Source organism: Streptomyces sp. NPDC048659 (assembly GCF_040650575.1).
Lineage (GTDB): Bacteria > Actinomycetota > Actinomycetes > Streptomycetales > Streptomycetaceae > Streptomyces.
In genome coordinates this window covers 25851-42810 of the sequence record NZ_JBEZHM010000007.1, presented here as the reverse complement: position 1 = coordinate 42810, position 16960 = coordinate 25851, and the positions used below count along the sequence as shown (strand labels likewise).

Annotated in this window: 16 protein-coding genes; 8 read left to right on the top strand and 8 right to left on the bottom strand. The window is 75.0% G+C overall.

Annotated elements, in window-relative coordinates; translation table 11 throughout:
- Positions 1–42 precede the first annotated feature (42 nt).
- Entirely contained in the window at positions 43–498 is a 456-nt protein-coding gene (locus AB0C99_RS07740) for a MerR family transcriptional regulator (RefSeq protein ID WP_362471283.1), read from the bottom strand.
- Between the two features lie 35 nt (positions 499–533).
- The gene (locus tag AB0C99_RS07735; protein ID WP_362470873.1) at positions 534–1292 is read right to left on the bottom strand and encodes an SDR family oxidoreductase; all 759 of its coding nucleotides are present in this window, start codon (positions 1290–1292) and stop codon (positions 534–536) included.
- A gap of 50 nt (positions 1293–1342) precedes the next feature.
- Here AB0C99_RS07735 and AB0C99_RS07730 point away from each other — a divergent pair, with 50 nt between their 5' ends.
- The gene (locus tag AB0C99_RS07730; protein ID WP_362470870.1) at positions 1343–2005 is read left to right on the top strand and encodes a uridine kinase; all 663 of its coding nucleotides are present in this window, start codon (positions 1343–1345) and stop codon (positions 2003–2005) included.
- A 35-nt stretch (positions 2006–2040) separates the two neighbouring features.
- Here AB0C99_RS07730 and AB0C99_RS07725 read toward each other — a convergent pair whose 3' ends face one another.
- The 4 genes from AB0C99_RS07725 to AB0C99_RS07710 form a co-directional block, all read right to left on the bottom strand.
- Positions 2041–2979: a PfkB family carbohydrate kinase gene (locus AB0C99_RS07725; RefSeq protein WP_362470867.1), complete on the bottom strand. Its 939-nt coding sequence runs from the start codon at positions 2977–2979 to the stop codon at positions 2041–2043.
- Positions 2976–3887 (bottom strand): pseudouridine-5'-phosphate glycosidase, encoded by a 912-nt coding sequence (locus tag AB0C99_RS07720; protein ID WP_362470864.1) that lies wholly within the window; start codon positions 3885–3887, stop codon positions 2976–2978. Before AB0C99_RS07720 ends, AB0C99_RS07725 begins: the two co-directional genes overlap by 4 nt.
- Before the next feature lie 189 nt (positions 3888–4076).
- Entirely contained in the window at positions 4077–5261 is a 1185-nt protein-coding gene (locus AB0C99_RS07715; RefSeq protein ID WP_362470861.1) for a hypothetical protein, read from the bottom strand.
- A 40-nt stretch (positions 5262–5301) separates the two neighbouring features.
- The gene (locus tag AB0C99_RS07710) at positions 5302–6156 is read right to left on the bottom strand and encodes a hypothetical protein (protein ID WP_362470858.1); all 855 of its coding nucleotides are present in this window, start codon (positions 6154–6156) and stop codon (positions 5302–5304) included.
- Between the two features lie 559 nt (positions 6157–6715).
- Between AB0C99_RS07710 and AB0C99_RS07705 the strand changes: the two genes are divergently transcribed.
- The 4 genes from AB0C99_RS07705 (at position 6716) to AB0C99_RS07690 (ending at position 10958) form a co-directional block, all read left to right on the top strand.
- Positions 6716–7072: a cupin domain-containing protein gene (locus AB0C99_RS07705; protein ID WP_362470855.1), complete on the top strand. Its 357-nt coding sequence runs from the start codon at positions 6716–6718 to the stop codon at positions 7070–7072.
- Between the two features lie 282 nt (positions 7073–7354).
- Positions 7355–8686: a discoidin domain-containing protein gene (locus AB0C99_RS07700; RefSeq protein ID WP_362470852.1), complete on the top strand. Its 1332-nt coding sequence runs from the start codon at positions 7355–7357 to the stop codon at positions 8684–8686.
- A complete protein-coding gene (locus AB0C99_RS07695) occupies positions 8686–9993 on the top strand; it encodes an MFS transporter (protein WP_362470849.1) in 1308 nt (435 codons plus the stop codon). The genes AB0C99_RS07700 and AB0C99_RS07695 overlap by 1 nt, the downstream gene beginning before the upstream one ends.
- Positions 9990–10958, top strand: coding sequence for a hypothetical protein (locus AB0C99_RS07690; RefSeq protein WP_362470846.1), 969 nt, complete (start codon positions 9990–9992; stop codon positions 10956–10958). Before AB0C99_RS07695 ends, AB0C99_RS07690 begins: the two co-directional genes overlap by 4 nt.
- 55 nt (positions 10959–11013) lie before the next feature.
- On the opposite strand, the gene AB0C99_RS07685 is transcribed toward AB0C99_RS07690, so the two are convergent.
- Together AB0C99_RS07685 and AB0C99_RS07680 are read right to left on the bottom strand one after the other, a co-directional pair.
- Entirely contained in the window at positions 11014–12273 is a 1260-nt protein-coding gene (locus tag AB0C99_RS07685) for an MFS transporter (RefSeq protein WP_362471280.1), read from the bottom strand.
- A 122-nt stretch (positions 12274–12395) separates the two neighbouring features.
- Positions 12396–12959, bottom strand: a complete 564-nt coding sequence (locus AB0C99_RS07680) for a methylated-DNA--[protein]-cysteine S-methyltransferase (protein ID WP_362470843.1) — start codon at positions 12957–12959, stop codon at positions 12396–12398.
- A gap of 156 nt (positions 12960–13115) precedes the next feature.
- On the opposite strand from AB0C99_RS07680, the gene AB0C99_RS07675 reads away from it, so the two are divergent.
- The 3 genes from AB0C99_RS07675 (at position 13116) to AB0C99_RS07665 (ending at position 16934) form a co-directional block, all read left to right on the top strand.
- On the top strand, positions 13116–14024 hold the full coding sequence (locus AB0C99_RS07675) for an MHYT domain-containing protein (protein WP_362470841.1): 909 nt from the start codon (positions 13116–13118) through the stop codon (positions 14022–14024).
- 71 nt (positions 14025–14095) lie between these two features.
- The gene (gene uvrB / locus AB0C99_RS07670; RefSeq protein ID WP_362470838.1) at positions 14096–16228 is read left to right on the top strand and encodes an excinuclease ABC subunit UvrB; all 2133 of its coding nucleotides are present in this window, start codon (positions 14096–14098) and stop codon (positions 16226–16228) included.
- 127 nt (positions 16229–16355) lie between these two features.
- A complete protein-coding gene (locus tag AB0C99_RS07665) occupies positions 16356–16934 on the top strand; it encodes a TerD family protein (RefSeq protein WP_362470835.1) in 579 nt (192 codons plus the stop codon).
- The last annotated feature ends 26 nt before the right edge of the window (positions 16935–16960 follow it).

Here is a 16960-nt window from a genome sequence, read left to right as displayed (position 1 = left end):
CGCGGGAGGGCGGAAAGGTGAGGGCGGGTGCCGGAGCGGGGCTTATTCGCCGCTGATCCGTGCGTCTCCCGCGGTTCTTGCGGCTTCAGTGGCTCCCGCGTCTTCGGCGTCTCCGGCGTCTCCGGCGTCTTCCGCGTCTTCCGCGGCTCCCGCGCGGGTGCGCGCCAGCGTCGCCGCCAGGCGGTCCCGGGCGGCCGTCTGGGCGGTGATGCGGGCGTCGAGGACGGCGAGGCGGTCGCGGGCGATCTCCAGGCCCCGCGCGGACGGCCGCACGGACGGCAGGTCCCCGTCGAGACAGCTCGCGAACGCGGCCACGTCGTCCAGCGTCAGGCCCGCGTCCAGCAGATAGCGGATGTTGGCGACACGCACCGCCGCGCCCTCGTCGTACACCCGGTACCCGTTGGCCGCGCGCGCCGAGCCCAGCAGGCCCGCCTGCTCGTAGTGGCGCAGGGCGCGCGCCGTCGTCCCGGTCCGCCGGGCGAGTTCGCCGATGCGCAAGGACACCACCTCCCCGCGCAGTCGTATCACGCCGCTCACGCCACCAGGGCGCCCCCGTCGACGGGCAGCACGGTGCCGGTCAGATAGCCGGCGTCCGGCGCGGCCAGCGCGGTGACCGCCCAGGCCACGTCCTCCGGGCGGCCGATCCGGCCCATCGGGATGTGCGCGAGCTGCCAGTCCCGCAGGGCCTTCCGGCGTTCCGGGGACAGCCCCATGTGGTCGGCGATCGGCGTCTCGATCGCGCCGGGCGCGACGGCGACGACCCGCACCCCGCGCGGGGCGAGTTCCACCGCCCAGCAGCGGGTCAGCGTCTCCAGGGCGCTCTTCGTCGCCGGGTAGACCGAGCCGTTGGGCCAGCCGCGCTGCCCGATCGTCGTCGTCACGTTGACGATCACGCCCCGGGAGGCCGCGAGCGCCGGGACGGCGGCCTGGGCGAGCAGGGCCGGGGCGACGAGGTTGGTCGCCAGGAGCGGGCCGATCGTCTCGCGGTCCAGCGTGCCGAGGGGTCCGCCGCCGCCGATCCCGGCGTTGTTGACGAGCACGTCGAGCCGTCCGTACGCGTCGGTGGCCGCCGCCGTGATCGCCTCGGGCGCGCCGTCCGCCGTGACGTCCGCGACCAGGGGGCGGATGCCCGGGAAGCCTGCGGCCGTCTCCGCGAGCGGTTCGGGGCGGCGCCCGACGGCGAGGACCGTGGCCCCTTCGCGCGCGAAGGCCCGGGCGGTGGCCCGGCCGATCCCCGTACCGGCGCCGGTGACCACGACGACCCTGCTGTGCTGCTCTGTGCTGGTGTCCATACGGTGAGGGTCGAACCCTGCCGCCAACGACAAGGTCAAGGACGGGACGGATGCGATTCGAAGCGATCAGCTGGGAGCGGCTCGCCGACGCGGTGGCCGACCGGCTCGACGGGGCCGGGCCGTCCGACGGGAGCGCCTGGCTCAAGGCTTGTGTGGACGGCGCCCCGGCGGCGCCGGGCGCGGAGTTCGCGGAGCGGCTCGCCGAGGCGCTGCGGCTGCGCGGCCGGTCGGTGCTCGTGGTCGGCACGGGAGGCTTCCTGCGGCCCGCCTCGCTGCGCTTCGAGTACGGCAAGCGGGACCCGGACGCTTACTACGGCGGCTGGTCCGACACCGGGGCGCTGTGGCGGGAGGTCTTCGGGCCGCTGGAGGCGGGCGGCTCCGGGCGGGTCCTGCCCGACCTGTGGGACCCGGTCACCGACCGCGCGACCCGCAGCCCCGCCGTACCGCTGCCGCCCGGCGGCGTGCTGGTCCTGCACGGCCCCTTCCTGCTCGGCCGCTGGTTCCCCTTCGACCTGACGGTCCATCTGAGCCTGTCGCCCGCCGCCCTCGCCCGCCGCACCGAGGAGTCCTGGACCCTGCCCGCCTTCGAGCGGTACGAGCAGGAGGTCGGCCCCGCCGACACGGCCGACGCCGTCGTCCGCGTCGACGACCCCCGGCGCCCGGCCTGGGCGGGCTTCCGGGACGGGGACGGAGGTAGGGGCGGGGGCGGGTGAGGTCGTAGCCCCGCGCCCCCTCCACCGGACAGGCCCTAAGCCCCCGCCCCGCCCGCCGGCCGTCCCGGCTCCGGGCGGCCGCCCACCCGGGTGACGGCCTCGGCGCCCGCGTGGCAGCCCGCGGCGGCGGCCCGGGAAGGGGTCGCGCCCGCGAGCAGGGCGGCCAGGAAGGCGCCCGTGAAGGCGTCCCCGGCGCCGGTGGAGTCCACCGGGCGGACCGGCGGCGCGCCCACCCGGGCCGTCACCCGGCCGTCGGCGGCGAGGACGGCGCCCTCGCCGCCCAGGGTGACCGCGACCAGCGGGAAGCGCAGGCTCAGGGCCGCCGCGGCCTCGTCCGCGCGGGTCAGCCCCGTCAGCGCCCGGGCCTCGTCCGCGTTGGGCAGCAGGCAGGCGGCACCCGCCGCCGCCCCGAGGAAGCGGTCCGCGCCCAGCTCCGCCAGGAACCCGGCCGACGCCGGGTCCACGCTCACCGGCACGTCCGCCGCCCGCGCGTCCGCCAGCACCCGCGCGGCCGTCTCGCGGCTCGGCTCCGCGAAGAACAGGTACCCGGACAGGTGTACTCGGGCGACCCCGGCCAGCAGCCCCGGCGACCAGTCCCCGGGCGCCAGCCGCAGCGAGGCCCCGCTGTCGGTGAGGAACGTGCGCTCCGCGTCCGGGCCCACCAGCGCGATGACCGACGCGGTCGGCGCGTCCGGGTCCACGGCGAGCAGCGGCCGCACGCCCGCGCGGCGCAGCTCCGCCTCGTGCCAGGACGCCGAGTCGGTGCCCACCCGCCCGAGCAGCCGCACGTCCGCGCAGCCCGAACGGGCGGCCCAGCAGGCCACGTTCGCCCCCGCGCCGCCCGGGAGGGTGCGGATCCGCGCGGGGGTGTCGGTGGCGGCCTTCAGGGGCTCGCGGTGCCGGGCGACCACGTCCGTGACGACGTCCCCGACGACCAGCAGCCCGCCCGCGCGGGGCGCGCCCGCGCCGGTCACGGCCGCTCGCGGTAGGCCGCCGCGATCCGCGCCGCGAGCCGCACATTGCCCCGTACGGCCGCCAGATTGGCCTCCAGGGACGCGCCCTCGGTGTGGACCGTCAGATGGTCGAGCAGGAAGGGCGTCACCGCCTGTCCCGTGACGCCCTTCTCTTTTGCCGCCGCGAGGCCCTGGGCGAGCACTCGGTCGTGCAGCGCCGGGTCCAACTGCTGCTCGCGCGGAACCGGGTTGGCGACGATCAGCGCCGCGCGCGGGCCGCCGAGGGCGTCCTGCGCGCGTATCACCGCCGCCACCTCGCGCGGGTCCCGCAGCGTCCAGTCGATGGGCTCGCCCGAGGAGGCCAGGTAGAAGCCGGGGAAGCGGTCCGTCCCGTAGCCGACGACGGTGACCCCGAGGGTCTCCAGGCGCTGGAGCGTCGCCGGCACGTCGAGGATCGACTTGACCCCCGCGCACACGACGGTGACGCCGACCTGGGCGAGCAGGCGCAGGTCGGCCGACTCGTCCTGGGTCTCGGCCCACTCCCGGTGGACGCCGCCGAGCCCGCCGGTCGCGAAGACCCGGATGCCCGCCGCGTCCGCGAGCCAGGCCGTCGCGGAGACCGTCGTCGCGCCCGTCGCCCCGGTCGCGAGCGCGGGCGCCAGATCGCGGTGCCCCAGCTTCCGTACCGCCGGGTCCTCCGCGATCCGGGTCAGCCCCGCCTCGTCCAGGCCGATCCGGGCCGTGCCGTCGAGCACGGCGATGGTCGCGGGGACCGCCCCGCCCTCCCGCACCAGCGCCTCCAGCTCCCGGGCCACCGCCAGGTTGCGCGGGCGCGGCAGACCGTGCGCGATGATCGTCGATTCCAGCGCGACGACGGGACGCCGCTCGTGGAGCGCCTCCCGTACCTCCTCGGACACCTGTGTGGACATGGGGGATCTCTGACGCAACCCCGGTCCCCGCAAACCTCGGTGGCGCGCATCGGCCACATCGCGCCCCCGCGCGGGCGGGCGTTTCAGCCGCACCCAGGTGAGCCGCACCCAGGTGAGCCGCACCCAGGCGCGCCGCACGCCGGTCAGCCGCGTACACCCTCGGCCGCATCCGGGTCAGCCGTTCCCCGGTCAGCCGCACCCCGGCAGGCCGGGCAGTCGCTCCGCGTCCACCACCTGGATCACCGGGCGGGACCCGGCGGTCTTCGCGTCGCCGACGCTGTACGCGAGGGCCAGCGCGCCGCCCGCGGCCTGCGCGTAGCCGTAGGCGGGGGTGAGTTCGGCGTACGCGCGCGCGTCCAGGTCCAGGGCGTAGGAGGTCTCCGGGGTGCGCCAGGTGACCAGGCGGCCGGAGACGCGGAGCTGGTCCATGCCGTCGGCGGCGGGGGAGCCGGTCACGGCGGCCGAGGGCCGGGACCCGCCCGCGCGCCACACCATCAGGCGCGGCGCGCTCTCGCCCGCCACCCAGGCCCAGTTCCGGCCGTCGGAGACCGCGGCCCGGATGTCGCGCAGGGCGGCGATCGGCGGGGGCAGCGCCGCCGGGCGCCCGTCCCGCAGCGAGACGGCGGCCAGCCGGGTCCCGCCGCCCGCGGCCTCGCGCCACACCAGCAGGCCGCCCGCCGCGAACGGCCCGTCCAGCACGCCCGTGTGCCACGCGCGCGGGGCGCCGCCGGCGGCCGGGGCCGCGAGCACGGCGGCCGTGCCGGAGCCGGTTCCCTGCGCCCACACCACGGTGCCGTCGCGGACGTACGGGCGGGGGAGCGGGCCCGGCCGGTCGGCGCGGGCGAGCCGCCGCGCCGCGCCGGTCGTGGCGTCCCACACGTACAGGCTCCACGGGCTGTCCAGGGTCCGGCCCTCCAGGACGGCGAGGACGGCCCAGCGGCGCCCGTCGAAGTCCGCCGCCAGCAGCTGGTGTTCGACGGGGTCGGCGAGGCGGAGCAGGGTCTCCGGGGCCGCCCCGCCCCGGCGCACGAGGACGGCGCGGCGCCCGGCGGGGCCGCTGAGCTGGAGCACCGTCCAGCCCGGCCCGGTCTCGGTGAGGACGGCCTGTTCGCCCGGCGGCGGGCGGTACTCGCCCGCGGCGAAGGCGGCGCGCCAGGCGGCGGGCAGCGGGACCCGGCAGGCCGCGGTCCCCGCGTCCGTCGGCGCCGCCCCGCTCGGGGCCGGGGCCGGAACCGGGGCCGGGGAAGGCACCGGAACCGGCGTCGGAGCCGCGAACGGGGAGGATGTCGGCGCGCCCTTGTCGTCCCCGCCGGTGCCGGTGCCGCCGCCCGGGGAGCAGCCCGCGAGCAGCAGGGCGCCCGCCAGGAGCGGCACCGGCAGGAGGCGGAGACGCCGGAGGGGACGGCGACGGTGGCTACCAGACGTACCCACGGCCGCCCATGATGGTGGTGAGGGTGTCGGACGAGATGTGCGCGGACTTCGGGACCGCGCCCGCCCAGGAGATGACGCTGGTGCTGACCCCGCCGACCGGGTCGAGGTAGTCGACCTGTCCGGCCGCCGTGTCGGTGTTGTAGCCGTCGATCGAGACCCAGTGGAAGATCTCGACGTTGGGGTGCCCCACGAGGTGCGGTCCGCCCGGCACCTCCCAGGCGTTGCCCGCGATGGCGTAGTCGTTGTCGGTGTCGTGGGTGATGTGCTGCCGGAAGGCGGCCTTGTCGGCGGCGGTCGGGGTGTACGGGAGGGCCCGGGGCACGTAACCGGCGCCGGGCAGGCGGGCGTTCAGGGCGTCCGCCATCGGGTAGCCGGTCGGGTTCGGCACGTCGATGTCGACGCCGTACCAGGCGGTCCCGGCGGTGGTCGTCCTCAGCAGCGTCGCCGCCGCCTGCTGCGAGCGGCCGGCGACCTCGTCGTGGGCGGACTGGGTGATCACCAGCGCGGCCGGGCCGCACCAGTAGGAGGTCTGCTGGGACTGGTGGAGGGCGCCGGAGAGCCTGTACCCGGCGAGCGCGCGGGCGGCCGTCGCGGCCGGGCGGTCCGCCGCGGCCTGCTTGGCGGCGGCGAGTCTGCGCTGGGCCGGGGTGAGCCGCTGCGGGCCGAGGGTGTCGTGGGCGGCCTTGTAGTCGGCGCCGGGGGCGGCGCCCGGAGCGGCACCGGGAGGGGTGGCTCCGGAGGCGGCGGCTCCGGAGGCGGTGGGGAGGGCCGTGGCGGCGGTCAGCAGGACCGCCGCGCCGAGTACGGCCGCGCGGGCGAGGGTTCGGGTGGGGGGCATCGCACTCTCCTGTCCGTGGTGGGGGTTGGGGGAGGAGGAGCGGGGTGTTCCGGTTCGGAGTGTGGGGCCCGCGCGGGACCGTTGCCAGGGGTCGGCCACAACTCGCCAACCCGCCATGGGGCCCACCAAAGGTGTCGCCCCTGACCTGCGGTGACGCGGTTTTCCGCCCTCCGCGCGGGGCGTTGTTTTCGGTATCGCTGGCCGGAAATGCCCGCCCCTGGCGGCTCCGTGGCCCCCCGCGCCTCCCGCGCGTCCGGGGGCGGCGGGGCGGAGACCGGCGACCCCCGGCCCCCCGGCGCGCGCGGCCGGTGGTCTCCCGCGCTCCCGCGCGTGCCCGCGTTTTCCCCGTACGCCCACCCCTACGGATTCGGTGCCCCGCACCCCCACCCCGCCCTCCCCGCCCGCCCCTTCGGGCGTGGCCCGGCGGTAAACCCCTCCTGCGGATTCCGTCGTGCCGGAGCCGCCGGAGAAGTGCCTGGTGGGAGCGGGAAACGGAGGAGGGGCTTCCAGGTGGTCCCGGCCCCCGGGCGGCTCCCGCGCCCCGCTACAGTCACCCGCCATGACCACTCACGCGCAGCCCTCGTTCGCCGTCCACATCCCCGATGCCGAGCTCGAAGCCGAGCCGCTCGACCCCGGCCAGATCGTCTCCGGCACCCCCGAGGTGACCGGCAAGGTCCTGTGGGAGTCCGCCGACGGCACGCAGCTGCGCGGCATCTGGCAGATCACCCCCGGCGTGGTCACCGACACCGAGGCCAACGAGCTCTTCGTCGTCGTCAGCGGCCGGGCCACCGTCGAGGTCGAGGGCGGCGAGACCCTGGAGATCGGCCCCGGCGACGCCTGCGTGCTGCGCGAGGGCGACCGCACCACCTGGACCGTCCACGAGACCCTGCGCAAGGCGTACCACATCAGCCTCTGAACCGGCCTCGGGCACTCTGAACCGGCCTCGGGCGTCTTTCGGAAGAGCCTGCTCCGCAGTCTGGTAGGAAACTTTCCTGTCCACTACGATCCGGGCAGCGGCTTGGCGCGGCGCCCGCGCCCGGGACCACCCGGGAGCGGGCGTGACGCGCTCAGCGAGAGCTCTGACCCGGCCGCCGCGCACCGCAGCACGCCCCGTGGCGCTCCCCGCCGCGCGGGCCGGGCCGCGCTGCCCCGCACCGGTGTCCAGCTCTCGCCGTCCCCAGGCCAGGGAGCCCCAGGTATGCGCCTGTACGCCTCCGCCCCACCACGCCGCTCCGTCCTTTCCCTCCTCCTCGCCGCCCTCGTCCTGCTGACCGGCGGCCTCCTCCTCGCCGCCCCCGGGCGCGCCGACGCCGCCGACCCGCTGCTCTCCCGCGGCCGGCCCGCCACCTCCTCCTCCAACGAGGACTCCACCCTCACCCCCGCCAAGGCGTTCGACGGCGACCCCGCCACCCGCTGGGCCAGCGCCGAGGGCTCCGACCCCCAGTGGCTGCGCGTCGACCTCGGCGCCCCCGCCACCGTCAGCCGCGTCCGCCTCTCCTGGGAGGCCGCCTACGCCAAGGCGTACCGCGTCGAGGTCTCCGCCGACGGCGCCACCTGGACCGCCGTCGCCACCGAGACCGCGGGCAACGGCGGCACCGACGACTGGACCGGCCTCTCCGGAAAGGGCCGCTATCTACGCGTCTACGGCACCGCCCGGGGCACCGCGTACGGCTACTCCCTCCACGAGGTGGAGGTGTACGGGACGACGGACGGCACCACCCCGCCCACCGGCGCCTTCACCGTCGTCGCCGCGGGCGACATCGCCGCCCAGTGCACCGCCTCCAGCAGCTCCTGCGCCCACCCCAAGACCGCGGCCCAGGCCCAGCGGATCGCCCCGAAGTTCTATCTGACGATGGGCGACAACCAGTACGACGACGCCCGCCTCAGCGACTACCGCGCCTACTACGACAAGACCTGGGGCGCCTTCAAGGCCAAGACCCGCCCGGTGCCCGGCAACCACGAGACCTACGACCCGGCCGGCTCGCTCGCCGGCTACAAGGCGTACTTCGGCTCGATCGCGTACCCCCAGGGCAAGTCGTACTACAGCTACGACGAGGGAAACTGGCACTTCGTCGCCCTCGACTCCAACTCCTTCGACGACCCCGCCCAGATCCAGTGGCTCAAGGACGACCTCGCCCGCAACGCCAAGGGCTGCGTCGCCGCCTACTTCCACCACCCCCTGTACTCCTCCGGCGGCCACGGCAACGACCCCGTCTCCAAGCCGGTCTGGCAGATCCTCTACGCCGCCAAGACCGACCTCGTCCTCAACGGGCACGACCACCACTACGAGCGCTTCGCCCCGCAGGACCCGAACGGCAAGGCGACCGCCGACGGCATCGTCGAGATCGTCGGCGGCATGGGCGGCGCCGAGCCCTACCCCATCGAGACCGTCCAGCCCAACAGCCAGAAGCGGATCAGCGGCCCGTACGGGGTGCTGAAGCTGGACTTCACCGACACCACGTACACCTGGCAGTACGTCGGCACCGACGGCTCGGTCAAGGACACCGGCCCGACCTACACCTGCCACTGATGTACCTCGCGACCACCGGTCGCCGCGACGCGCCGCCCACCCCCTCCGGGGTGCGGCGGCGCGTCCCCGCCACCGTCCTCGCCCTCGGCACCGTCAGCCTCGTCACCGACGTGTCCTCCGAGATGGTCACCGCCGTCCTGCCCCTCTACCTGGTGCTCGGCCTCGGCCTGACACCGCTCCAGTTCGGCTTCCTCGACGGCCTGTTCAACGGCGCCACCGCGCTCGTCCGGCTGATCGGCGGACACGCCGCCGACCGGGGCGGCCGGCACAAGCGGATCGCCGGGATCGGCTACGCCCTCTCCGCCTGCTCCCGACTCGGCCTGCTCCTGGCGGGCGGCGCCACCGGCCTCATCGCCGCCTCCCTCGCCGCCGACCGGCTCGGCAAGGGCATCCGCACCGCCCCGCGCGACGCCCTCATCACCCTCGAAAGCCCGCCCGAGGACCTCGGCCGCGCCTTCGGCGTCCACCGGGCCATGGACACCACCGGCGCCCTCCTCGGCCCCCTGGCCGCCTTCGCGCTGCTCTGGGCGACCGCCGACGCGTACGACGCGGTCTTCGTCGTCAGCTTCTGCGTCGGGCTCCTCGGCGTGCTGCTCCTCGCCGTGCTCGTCCCCGGCGGCGCCCGCACGACGACGGCGCCCCCCACGCGGGCGCCGCTCCGCCCCTCCGCCGCGCCCCGCCCGTCCGCCGCGTCCCGCCCCTCCGCCGTACTGCTCCGCCCCCTCGCCCCGCTCCGGCTGCCCGCCGTGCGCCGGGTCGCGCTCGCCACCGCGCTGCTCGGCGCGGCCACCATCGGCGACGCCTTCCTCTACCTGCTGCTCCAGCACCGGACCGGGCTGGACGCCACCTGGTTCCCGTTCCTGCCGCTCGGCGCGGCGGCCGGCTATCTGCTGCTCGCCGTCCCCGCCGGACGGCTCGCCGACCGCGTGGGCCGCCGCCGCCCCTTCCTGTACGGGCACGGCGCCCTGCTCCTCGCCATGGCCCTGCTCCTCGCCCCCCTCCCGGACGCGCTCCTCGTCGGCGGCGTCCTCGCCCTCCTCGGGATCTTCTACGCCGCCACCGACGGCGTCCTGATGGCGCTCACCGGACCGCTGCTCCCCGCCGGGCGGCGGGCCGGCGGCCTCGCCGTCGTCCAGACCGCCCAGGCCCTCGCCAAGGTCGCCGCCGCCACCGGCTTCGGCGCGGCCTGGACCTTCTGGGGCCCCTCCACCGCCCTCCTCCTCGCCTGCGCCGGGCTCCTCGCCGCCCTCTGCTGCGCGGCCCGCCTGCTGCCCGCCGAACCCCCGCACGGAAGGACCACGCCATGACCGCCCGTCGTCTGTGGGCACTCGTCCTCGGCACCCTGCTGCTCCTCGGCGGCGCCACCGCCTACACCCTGCGCGCCGCCGCCGACCACCCGAACGCGGCGAACACGGGGGCCGACGCGGGTTTCGGACTCGACGGGCCCCGAGACGCGCTCTGGTTCCGCGACACCGCCACCGGCCGCGTCGCCCGCCAGGACCCGGCGGCGCCCGGCGGCCGGATCACCGGCGGCCCCCGCTGCGACCGCTTCCACGCCGCCGGGGGCACCGCCCTCTGCCTCCAGCGCCGCCCCGGCCTCCCGGCCCGCTCGTACGTCCTCGTGCTCGACCGGCGGCTGCGCGAGGTGCGCCGGATGAGCCTGCCGGGCATCCCCAACCGGGCCCGGGTCTCCCCCTCCGGCCACGTGCTCGCCTGGACCGCCTTCGCCAGCGGCGACTCCTACAACACCTCCGCCTTCGCCACCCGGACCTCGATCCTCGACCTGCGCACCGGCTACCTGATCAAGAACATCGAGCAGATCCCGCTCACCCTGGACGGGCGCCGCCACCACGCCCCCGACGTCAACTACTGGGGCGTCTCCTTCGCCGCCGACGACAACCGCTTCTACGCCACCGTCGCGACCGGCGGGCACACCTACCTCGTCGAGGGCGACCTGCGGAACTGGTCGGCGCGCGCGCTCAAGGAGAACGTCGAGTGCCCCTCGCTCTCCCCGGACGGCACCCGGATCGCGTACAAGAAGAAGGTCTCCACCGACCCCGCCGCCCCCTGGCGGCTGTACGTCCTCGATCTCGCCACCCTGCGCGAACACCCGCTCGCCGAGACCCGGTCCGTCGACGACCAGGCGTCCTGGACCGGGCCCGGCACGGTCGCGTACGCCTATGGGGGCGCGGTCTGGAGCGTGCCGGCGGACGGGACGGGGGCGCCGCGCCGGACGGCGGACGGGGCGAGCTCGCCGGTGGTGCCGCGCTGACGCCCGCGCGGGCGGCGGCCCGGGCGGGCGACCCGGGCGGCCCGGTATCGGCCGCTCAGGCCCGGCGGGCCGTGCCGCGCAGCGCCAGCAGCGCCATCGGGACCAGCAGGCAGGCACCCACCGCGTTCAGCCAGCCGTAGCCCGCCGTCGAGACGATCAGGCCCGCCGCCAGACCGCCCACACCGGCCGAGGTGTTCATGATGAAGTCGGAGACGCCCTGCACGGCCGCCCTGGCGGCCTGCGGGACCGAGTCCGTCAGGAGCGCCGAGCCGGAGACCAGCCCGGCCGACCAGCCCAGGCCGAGCACGAACAGGCCCAGCGCGGTCTGCCCGTGGCTCGCCCCCGCCGTGCCCGCGAGGAGCGCGGCGACGGCGATCAGGGCGACGGCGAGGCCGATCACCGTCAGCCGGCCGAGCCGGTCCGACAGCCAGCCCATCACCGGCGAGAACGCGTACATGCCCGCGATGTGCCCGCTGATCACCAGCCCGATCAGCCGGATGTCCGCCCCGTGGTGGCTCAGCGCGACCGGGGTCATCGACATGATCGACACCATCGCCGTGTGCGAGCCGGCCACCGTGACCAGGGCGAGCCGGGCCCGGGAGGACTCCCGGACCGCCCGGAACCCCGCCTTCAGGGAGCGCCCCTCCGCCGCCGCGTCCTCCTCGGGGCCCGCCAGCGCGCGCGCCGTCAGGAGCGGGTCCGGGCGCAGCAGCAGGGCCACCACGAGGGCCGAGATCACGAACACGCCCGACGCCCAGACGAAGGGCCCGGCCGCCACCGGGATCCCGAGGCCCGCCACGGACTCCCCGGCCGGGGCGGCGATGTTGGGGCCGAGGACGGCGCCGATGGTGGTGGCCCACACGACCGTGGAGATGGACCGGGCCCGCCGGTCCGGCTCCGCCAGGTCGGCGGCGGCGAAGCGGGCCGCGAGATTGGCCGAGGAACCCGCCCCGAAACCGACCAGGCCGAGCAGCAGCACCGGGAAGCTGCCGAGGACCGCGCCGAGCACCGCGACCCCCGCGCCGACCGCCCCGACCAGATAGGCGAGGACCAGACCGGCGCGCCGCCCCCGGCGGGTCATCAGCGAGGCGAGCGGCATCGCGAGCAGCGCCGGACCCGCCACCGACGCCGTCGAGGCGAGCCCCGACAGCGCCTCCGTGCCGCTGACCTCCTTGGCGAGGACCGCGGCCAGCGCCACTCCGGTGGCGATGCCGAGCCCGCCCAGGATCTGGGTGGCGATCAGCACGGCCTGGATGCGCCGCCGCAGCGCCGGGAGCCGCGCGGGGGAGACGGTGCCGGATATCCCGTCCGATATCCCGTCCGACTGGACGGCGTCAGGGGTGTCAGGGGCGTCTGGGGTGGTGGTCACTTACGCATACTGCCAGCCTTCCCACAGCGTGGGAACGCCGGGAGCGGCCCGCCCGGGACGGCCCTGGCTCAGAACAGCGGTTCCGGCAGCACGCCCTCCAGGGCGAGCAGCCTGCGCTTGGTCTCCAGGCCGCCGCCGAAGCCGCCGATGCCCCCGTCGCGCTCCACCACCCGGTGGCACGGCACCACCACCGGCAGCGGATTGGCGCCCATCGCCGCCCCCACCGCCTGGGCCGCCCCCGGCTGCCCCACCCGGCGGGCCAGCTCCCCGTACCCCACCACCGTGCCGTACGGGACTCCCGCCGCCAGCTCGCGCAGGACCTGCCGGTTGAATCCGGTCACCAGCGACCAGTCCAGCTTGACGTCGAAGCTCCGGAGCCCCTCGTCGAAATAGGCCGCGAGCTGCCGCACCGGCTCCGCCAGCAGCCCCGAGGAGCGCTCCACGAGCTCCCCGCCCAGCGCCCCCGCCAGCCGCCCCAGCGCCCGCTCGCGCATCCGGTCGTCCGCGTGGAAGACGACACTCGCCAGACCCCGCTCCGTCGCGGCGAGCAGCAGCGGACCGATGGCGCTCGGCACCACCGTCCACTCCGCCCGCCCCGTCGGCCGGGGCGTCACCGGACCCTCGCTCTCCATGCCGCCCACCGTACGGCCCGGCACTGACAGCCGGGCACGGCAATTCCCGGACGGCATGGCCGACAAGGCCCGCCGGACGCCATAATCCGATAGCACTACTCAGCGGTACCGACTGTTTTCGGACGACGTTGCGCCAGGGGTGGAGGACAGACGCTCATGCAGGGCACGGTCGACGGATTCAGCTACGGACTCGTCACACCGGTGGCGGCCTTCCTCATGGCCTGCCTCGGCGGCGCGCTCGGACTGCGCTGCACCACACGCTCGCTCCGCCACGACGACACCTTCAAGGCGGGCTGGCTCGCGCTCGGCGCCACCTCCATCGGCACCGGCATATGGACCATGCACTTCATCGCCATGATGGGCTTCTCCGTCCAGCAGGCGCCCGTCGCCTACGACCGGCCCCTCACCTTCGCCAGCCTCGGCGTCGCCATCCTCATGGTCGGCATCGGCATCTTCATCGTGGGCTACCGCGGCGCCACCGCCCTCACCCTGGTCACCGGCGGCACCATCACCGGCCTCGGCGTCGCCACCATGCACTACCTGGGCATGGCCGGGATCCGGCTGCACGGCCAGATCACGTACGACACGGGCACCGTCGCCCTCTCCGTGGTCATCGCCGTCGTCGCCGCCACCGTCGCCCTCTGGGCCGCCGTCTCCGTCCACGGCTTCCTCGCCAGCCTCGGCGCCAGCATCGTGATGGGCGTCGCCGTCAGCGGGATGCACTACACCGCCATGGCCGCGGTCGACGTCCGGCTGCACGGCACGGCCGCCGCCGGCACCGGCGACTCCGCCACCTCCCTGCTGCTGCCCATGCTGATCGGACCGGCCGTCTTCCTGCTGCTGGCCGCCGTCGTCGTCATGTTCGACCCGCTGCTCGTCATGGGCGAGCCCGACTGGCAGCGCCCCACGGCCCACGGCGGCTACCGCCACGGCGCCCCCGGCGTGCCCGCGCCGCGCCGTTCCCCCGCCTACGGCGAACCGGCGAACTGGTCCTCCGCGCGGCCCGCCGCCCGCACCGCCCGCAGAGGCGCCGCCCGGGGCACGTACCGCTCCCAGGACTGGTGAGCGACCCTCTCCGGCCACGGCACCGGGCCGATCACCGCCCGGCTGTCAGTGCCGGGTCGTACGGTGGTTCCATGCGGCCCGTTTCCCAGATCGAACGTACGGTGGCGCCCTTCGAGGTCGTCAGCCCCTTCCAGCCCAGCGGCGACCAGCCCGCCGCCATCGCCGAGCTCGACCGGCGCATCCGCGCCGGCGAGAAGGACGTCGTCCTGCTCGGCGCCACCGGCACCGGAAAGTCGGCGACGACCGCCTGGATGATCGAGAAGCTCCAGCGCCCCACGCTGGTGATGGCGCCCAACAAGACGCTCGCCGCCCAGCTGGCCAACGAGTTCCGCGAGCTCCTGCCGAACAACGCGGTCGAGTACTTCGTCTCGTACTACGACTACTACCAGCCCGAGGCGTACGTCCCGCAGTCCGACACCTACATCGAGAAGGACTCCTCGATCAACGAGGAGGTCGAGCGGCTGCGCCACTCCGCGACCAACTCGCTGCTGACCCGGCGCGACGTCATCGTCGTCGCCTCCGTCTCCTGCATCTACGGCCTCGGCACCCCCCAGGAGTACGTGGACCGGATGGTCGACCTCCGGGTCGGCGACGAGATCGACCGCGACCAGCTGCTGCGCCGCTTCGTCGACATCCAGTACACCCGCAACGACCTGGCGTTCAGCCGAGGCACCTTCCGGGTCCGCGGCGACACCATCGAGATCTTCCCGGTCTACGAGGAGCTCGCCGTCCGCATCGAGATGTTCGGCGACGAGATCGAGGCCCTCTCCACGCTGCACCCGCTCACCGGCGAGGTCATCAGCGACGACCGGCAGCTCTACGTCTTCCCCGCCAGCCACTACGTCGCGGGCCCCGAGCGCATGGAGCGCGCGGTCAACGACATCGAGCGCGAGCTGGAGCAGCGCCTGAAGGAGCTGGAGAAGCAGGGCAAGCTCCTGGAGGCCCAGCGCCTGCGGATGCGGACCACGTACGACATCGAGATGATGCGCCAGATCGGCTCCTGCTCCGGCATCGAGAACTACTCGATGCACTTCGACGGCCGCGAGCCCGGCTCCCCGCCCAACACCCTCCTGGACTACTTCCCGGAGGACTTCCTGCTCGTCATCGACGAGTCGCACGTCACCGTCCCGCAGATCGGCGCGATGTACGAGGGCGACGCCTCCCGCAAGCGGACCCTCGTCGACCACGGCTTCCGGCTCCCCTCCGCCCTCGACAACAGGCCGCTGAAGTGGGAGGAGTTCCAGGAGCGGATCGGCCAGACCGTCTACCTCTCGGCCACCCCCGGCACCTACGAGCTCTCCCGGGGCGACGGCTTCGTCGAGCAGATCATCCGCCCGACCGGACTCGTCGACCCCGAGGTCGTGGTCAAGCCCACCGAGGGCCAGATCGACGACCTGGTGCACGAGATCCGGCTGCGCACCGAGCGCGACGAGCGGGTCCTGGTCACCACCCTCACCAAGAAGATGGCCGAGGACCTCACGGACTACTTCCTGGAGCTCGGCATCCAGGTCCGCTATCTGCACAGCGACGTCGACACCCTGCGCCGCATCGAGCTGCTGCGCGAGCTCCGCGCGGGCGAGTACGACGTCCTGGTCGGCATCAACCTGCTCCGCGAGGGCCTCGACCTGCCCGAGGTCTCCCTGGTCGCCATCCTCGACGCCGACAAGCAGGGCTTCCTGCGCTCCGGCACCTCCCTCATCCAGACCATCGGCCGCGCCGCGCGCAACGTCTCCGGCCAGGTCCACATGTACGCGGACACCATCACCCCGGCGATGGCGCAGGCCATCGACGAGACCAACCGGCGCCGCGAGAAGCAGGTCGCCTACAACACGGCCCACGGCATCGACCCGCAGCCGCTCCGCAAGAAGATCAACGACATCGTCGCCACCATCGCGCGCGAGGAGGTCGACACCGAGGAGCTGCTCGGCAGCGGCTACCGCAAGGCGAAGGACGGCAAGGCCGCCAAGGCCCCCGTCCCCTCGCTGGCCGCGCACGCCCCGAAGGGCAGGGCGGCGAAGTCCGGCTCCACCGTCGAGCTCGGCGACCGCCCCGCGGCCGAACTGGCCTCGATCATCGAGGAGATGACCGACCGCATGAAGGCCGCCGCCGCCGAGCTCCAGTTCGAGGTCGCCGCCCGGCTGCGCGACGAGGTCTCCGAGCTGAAGAAGGAGCTCCGCCAGATGAAGGAGGCCGGCCTGGCCTGACCGGCCGCGCCGAGCGCCCGGAGGCGGGCCCGGTGTGTTGCAAGAACGACACAAAACCGGCCCGCTCCCGGCGCGTTGTCAGTGCCCCTGCGTAGGGTGCTGCTCACACCGATGAGAGGGGCAGCGCGTGACGGTCAACATGACCAAGGGGCAGGCCATCAGCCTGGAGAAGAAGGACGGAGGCAGCCTCACCTCCGTGCGGATGGGTCTCGGCTGGCAGGCGGCGCCCCGCCGCGGCCTGTTCGGCTCGCGCACCCGCGAGATCGACCTGGACGCCTCCGCCGTCCTCTTCGCCGACAAGCAGCCCGTGGACGTGGTCTTCTTCCGCCACCTGGTCAGCGACGACGGCTCGGTCCGCCACACCGGCGACAACCTGGTGGGCGGCGTCGGCCAGGGCGGCGACGACGAGGCGATCCTGGTCGACCTCCAGCGCGTCCCGGTCCACATCGACCAGATCGTCTTCACGGTGAACTCCTTCACCGGCCAGACCTTCCAGGAGGTGCAGAACGCCTTCTGCCGCCTGGTCGACGAGACCAACGGCCAGGAGCTCGCCCGCTACACGCTGGCCGGCGGCGGCCAGTACACGGCCCAGATCATGGCCAAGGTCCACCGGGCCGGCGCGGGCTGGCAGATGACGGCCCTGGGCAACGGGGCCAACGGCCGCACCTTCCAGGACCTCATGCCGTCGATCTTCCCCGTCCTGTAAGCACCCCGAGCACCCCAGTACGCAGA

What these genes read in the sequence shown, in the direction of transcription:
- AB0C99_RS07700 (WP_362470852.1), top strand. Translation starts at nt 7,355, where the DNA reads ATGCGCCTGTACGCCTCCGCCCCACCACGCCGCTCCGTCCTTTCCCTC.
- AB0C99_RS07720 (WP_362470864.1), bottom strand. Translation starts at nt 3,887, where the DNA reads ATGTCCACACAGGTGTCCGAGGAGGTACGGGAGGCGCTCCACGAGCGG.
- AB0C99_RS07710 (WP_362470858.1), bottom strand. Translation starts at nt 6,156, where the DNA reads ATGCCCCCCACCCGAACCCTCGCCCGCGCGGCCGTACTCGGCGCGGCG.
- uvrB (WP_362470838.1), top strand. Translation starts at nt 14,096, where the DNA reads ATGCGGCCCGTTTCCCAGATCGAACGTACGGTGGCGCCCTTCGAGGTC.
- AB0C99_RS07705 (WP_362470855.1), top strand. Translation starts at nt 6,716, where the DNA reads ATGACCACTCACGCGCAGCCCTCGTTCGCCGTCCACATCCCCGATGCC.
- AB0C99_RS07695 (WP_362470849.1), top strand. Translation starts at nt 8,686, where the DNA reads ATGTACCTCGCGACCACCGGTCGCCGCGACGCGCCGCCCACCCCCTCC.
- AB0C99_RS07735 (WP_362470873.1), bottom strand. Translation starts at nt 1,292, where the DNA reads ATGGACACCAGCACAGAGCAGCACAGCAGGGTCGTCGTGGTCACCGGC.
- AB0C99_RS07730 (WP_362470870.1), top strand. Translation starts at nt 1,343, where the DNA reads ATGCGATTCGAAGCGATCAGCTGGGAGCGGCTCGCCGACGCGGTGGCC.
- AB0C99_RS07690 (WP_362470846.1), top strand. Translation starts at nt 9,990, where the DNA reads ATGACCGCCCGTCGTCTGTGGGCACTCGTCCTCGGCACCCTGCTGCTC.
- AB0C99_RS07675 (WP_362470841.1), top strand. Translation starts at nt 13,116, where the DNA reads ATGCAGGGCACGGTCGACGGATTCAGCTACGGACTCGTCACACCGGTG.
- AB0C99_RS07680 (WP_362470843.1), bottom strand. Translation starts at nt 12,959, where the DNA reads ATGGAGAGCGAGGGTCCGGTGACGCCCCGGCCGACGGGGCGGGCGGAG.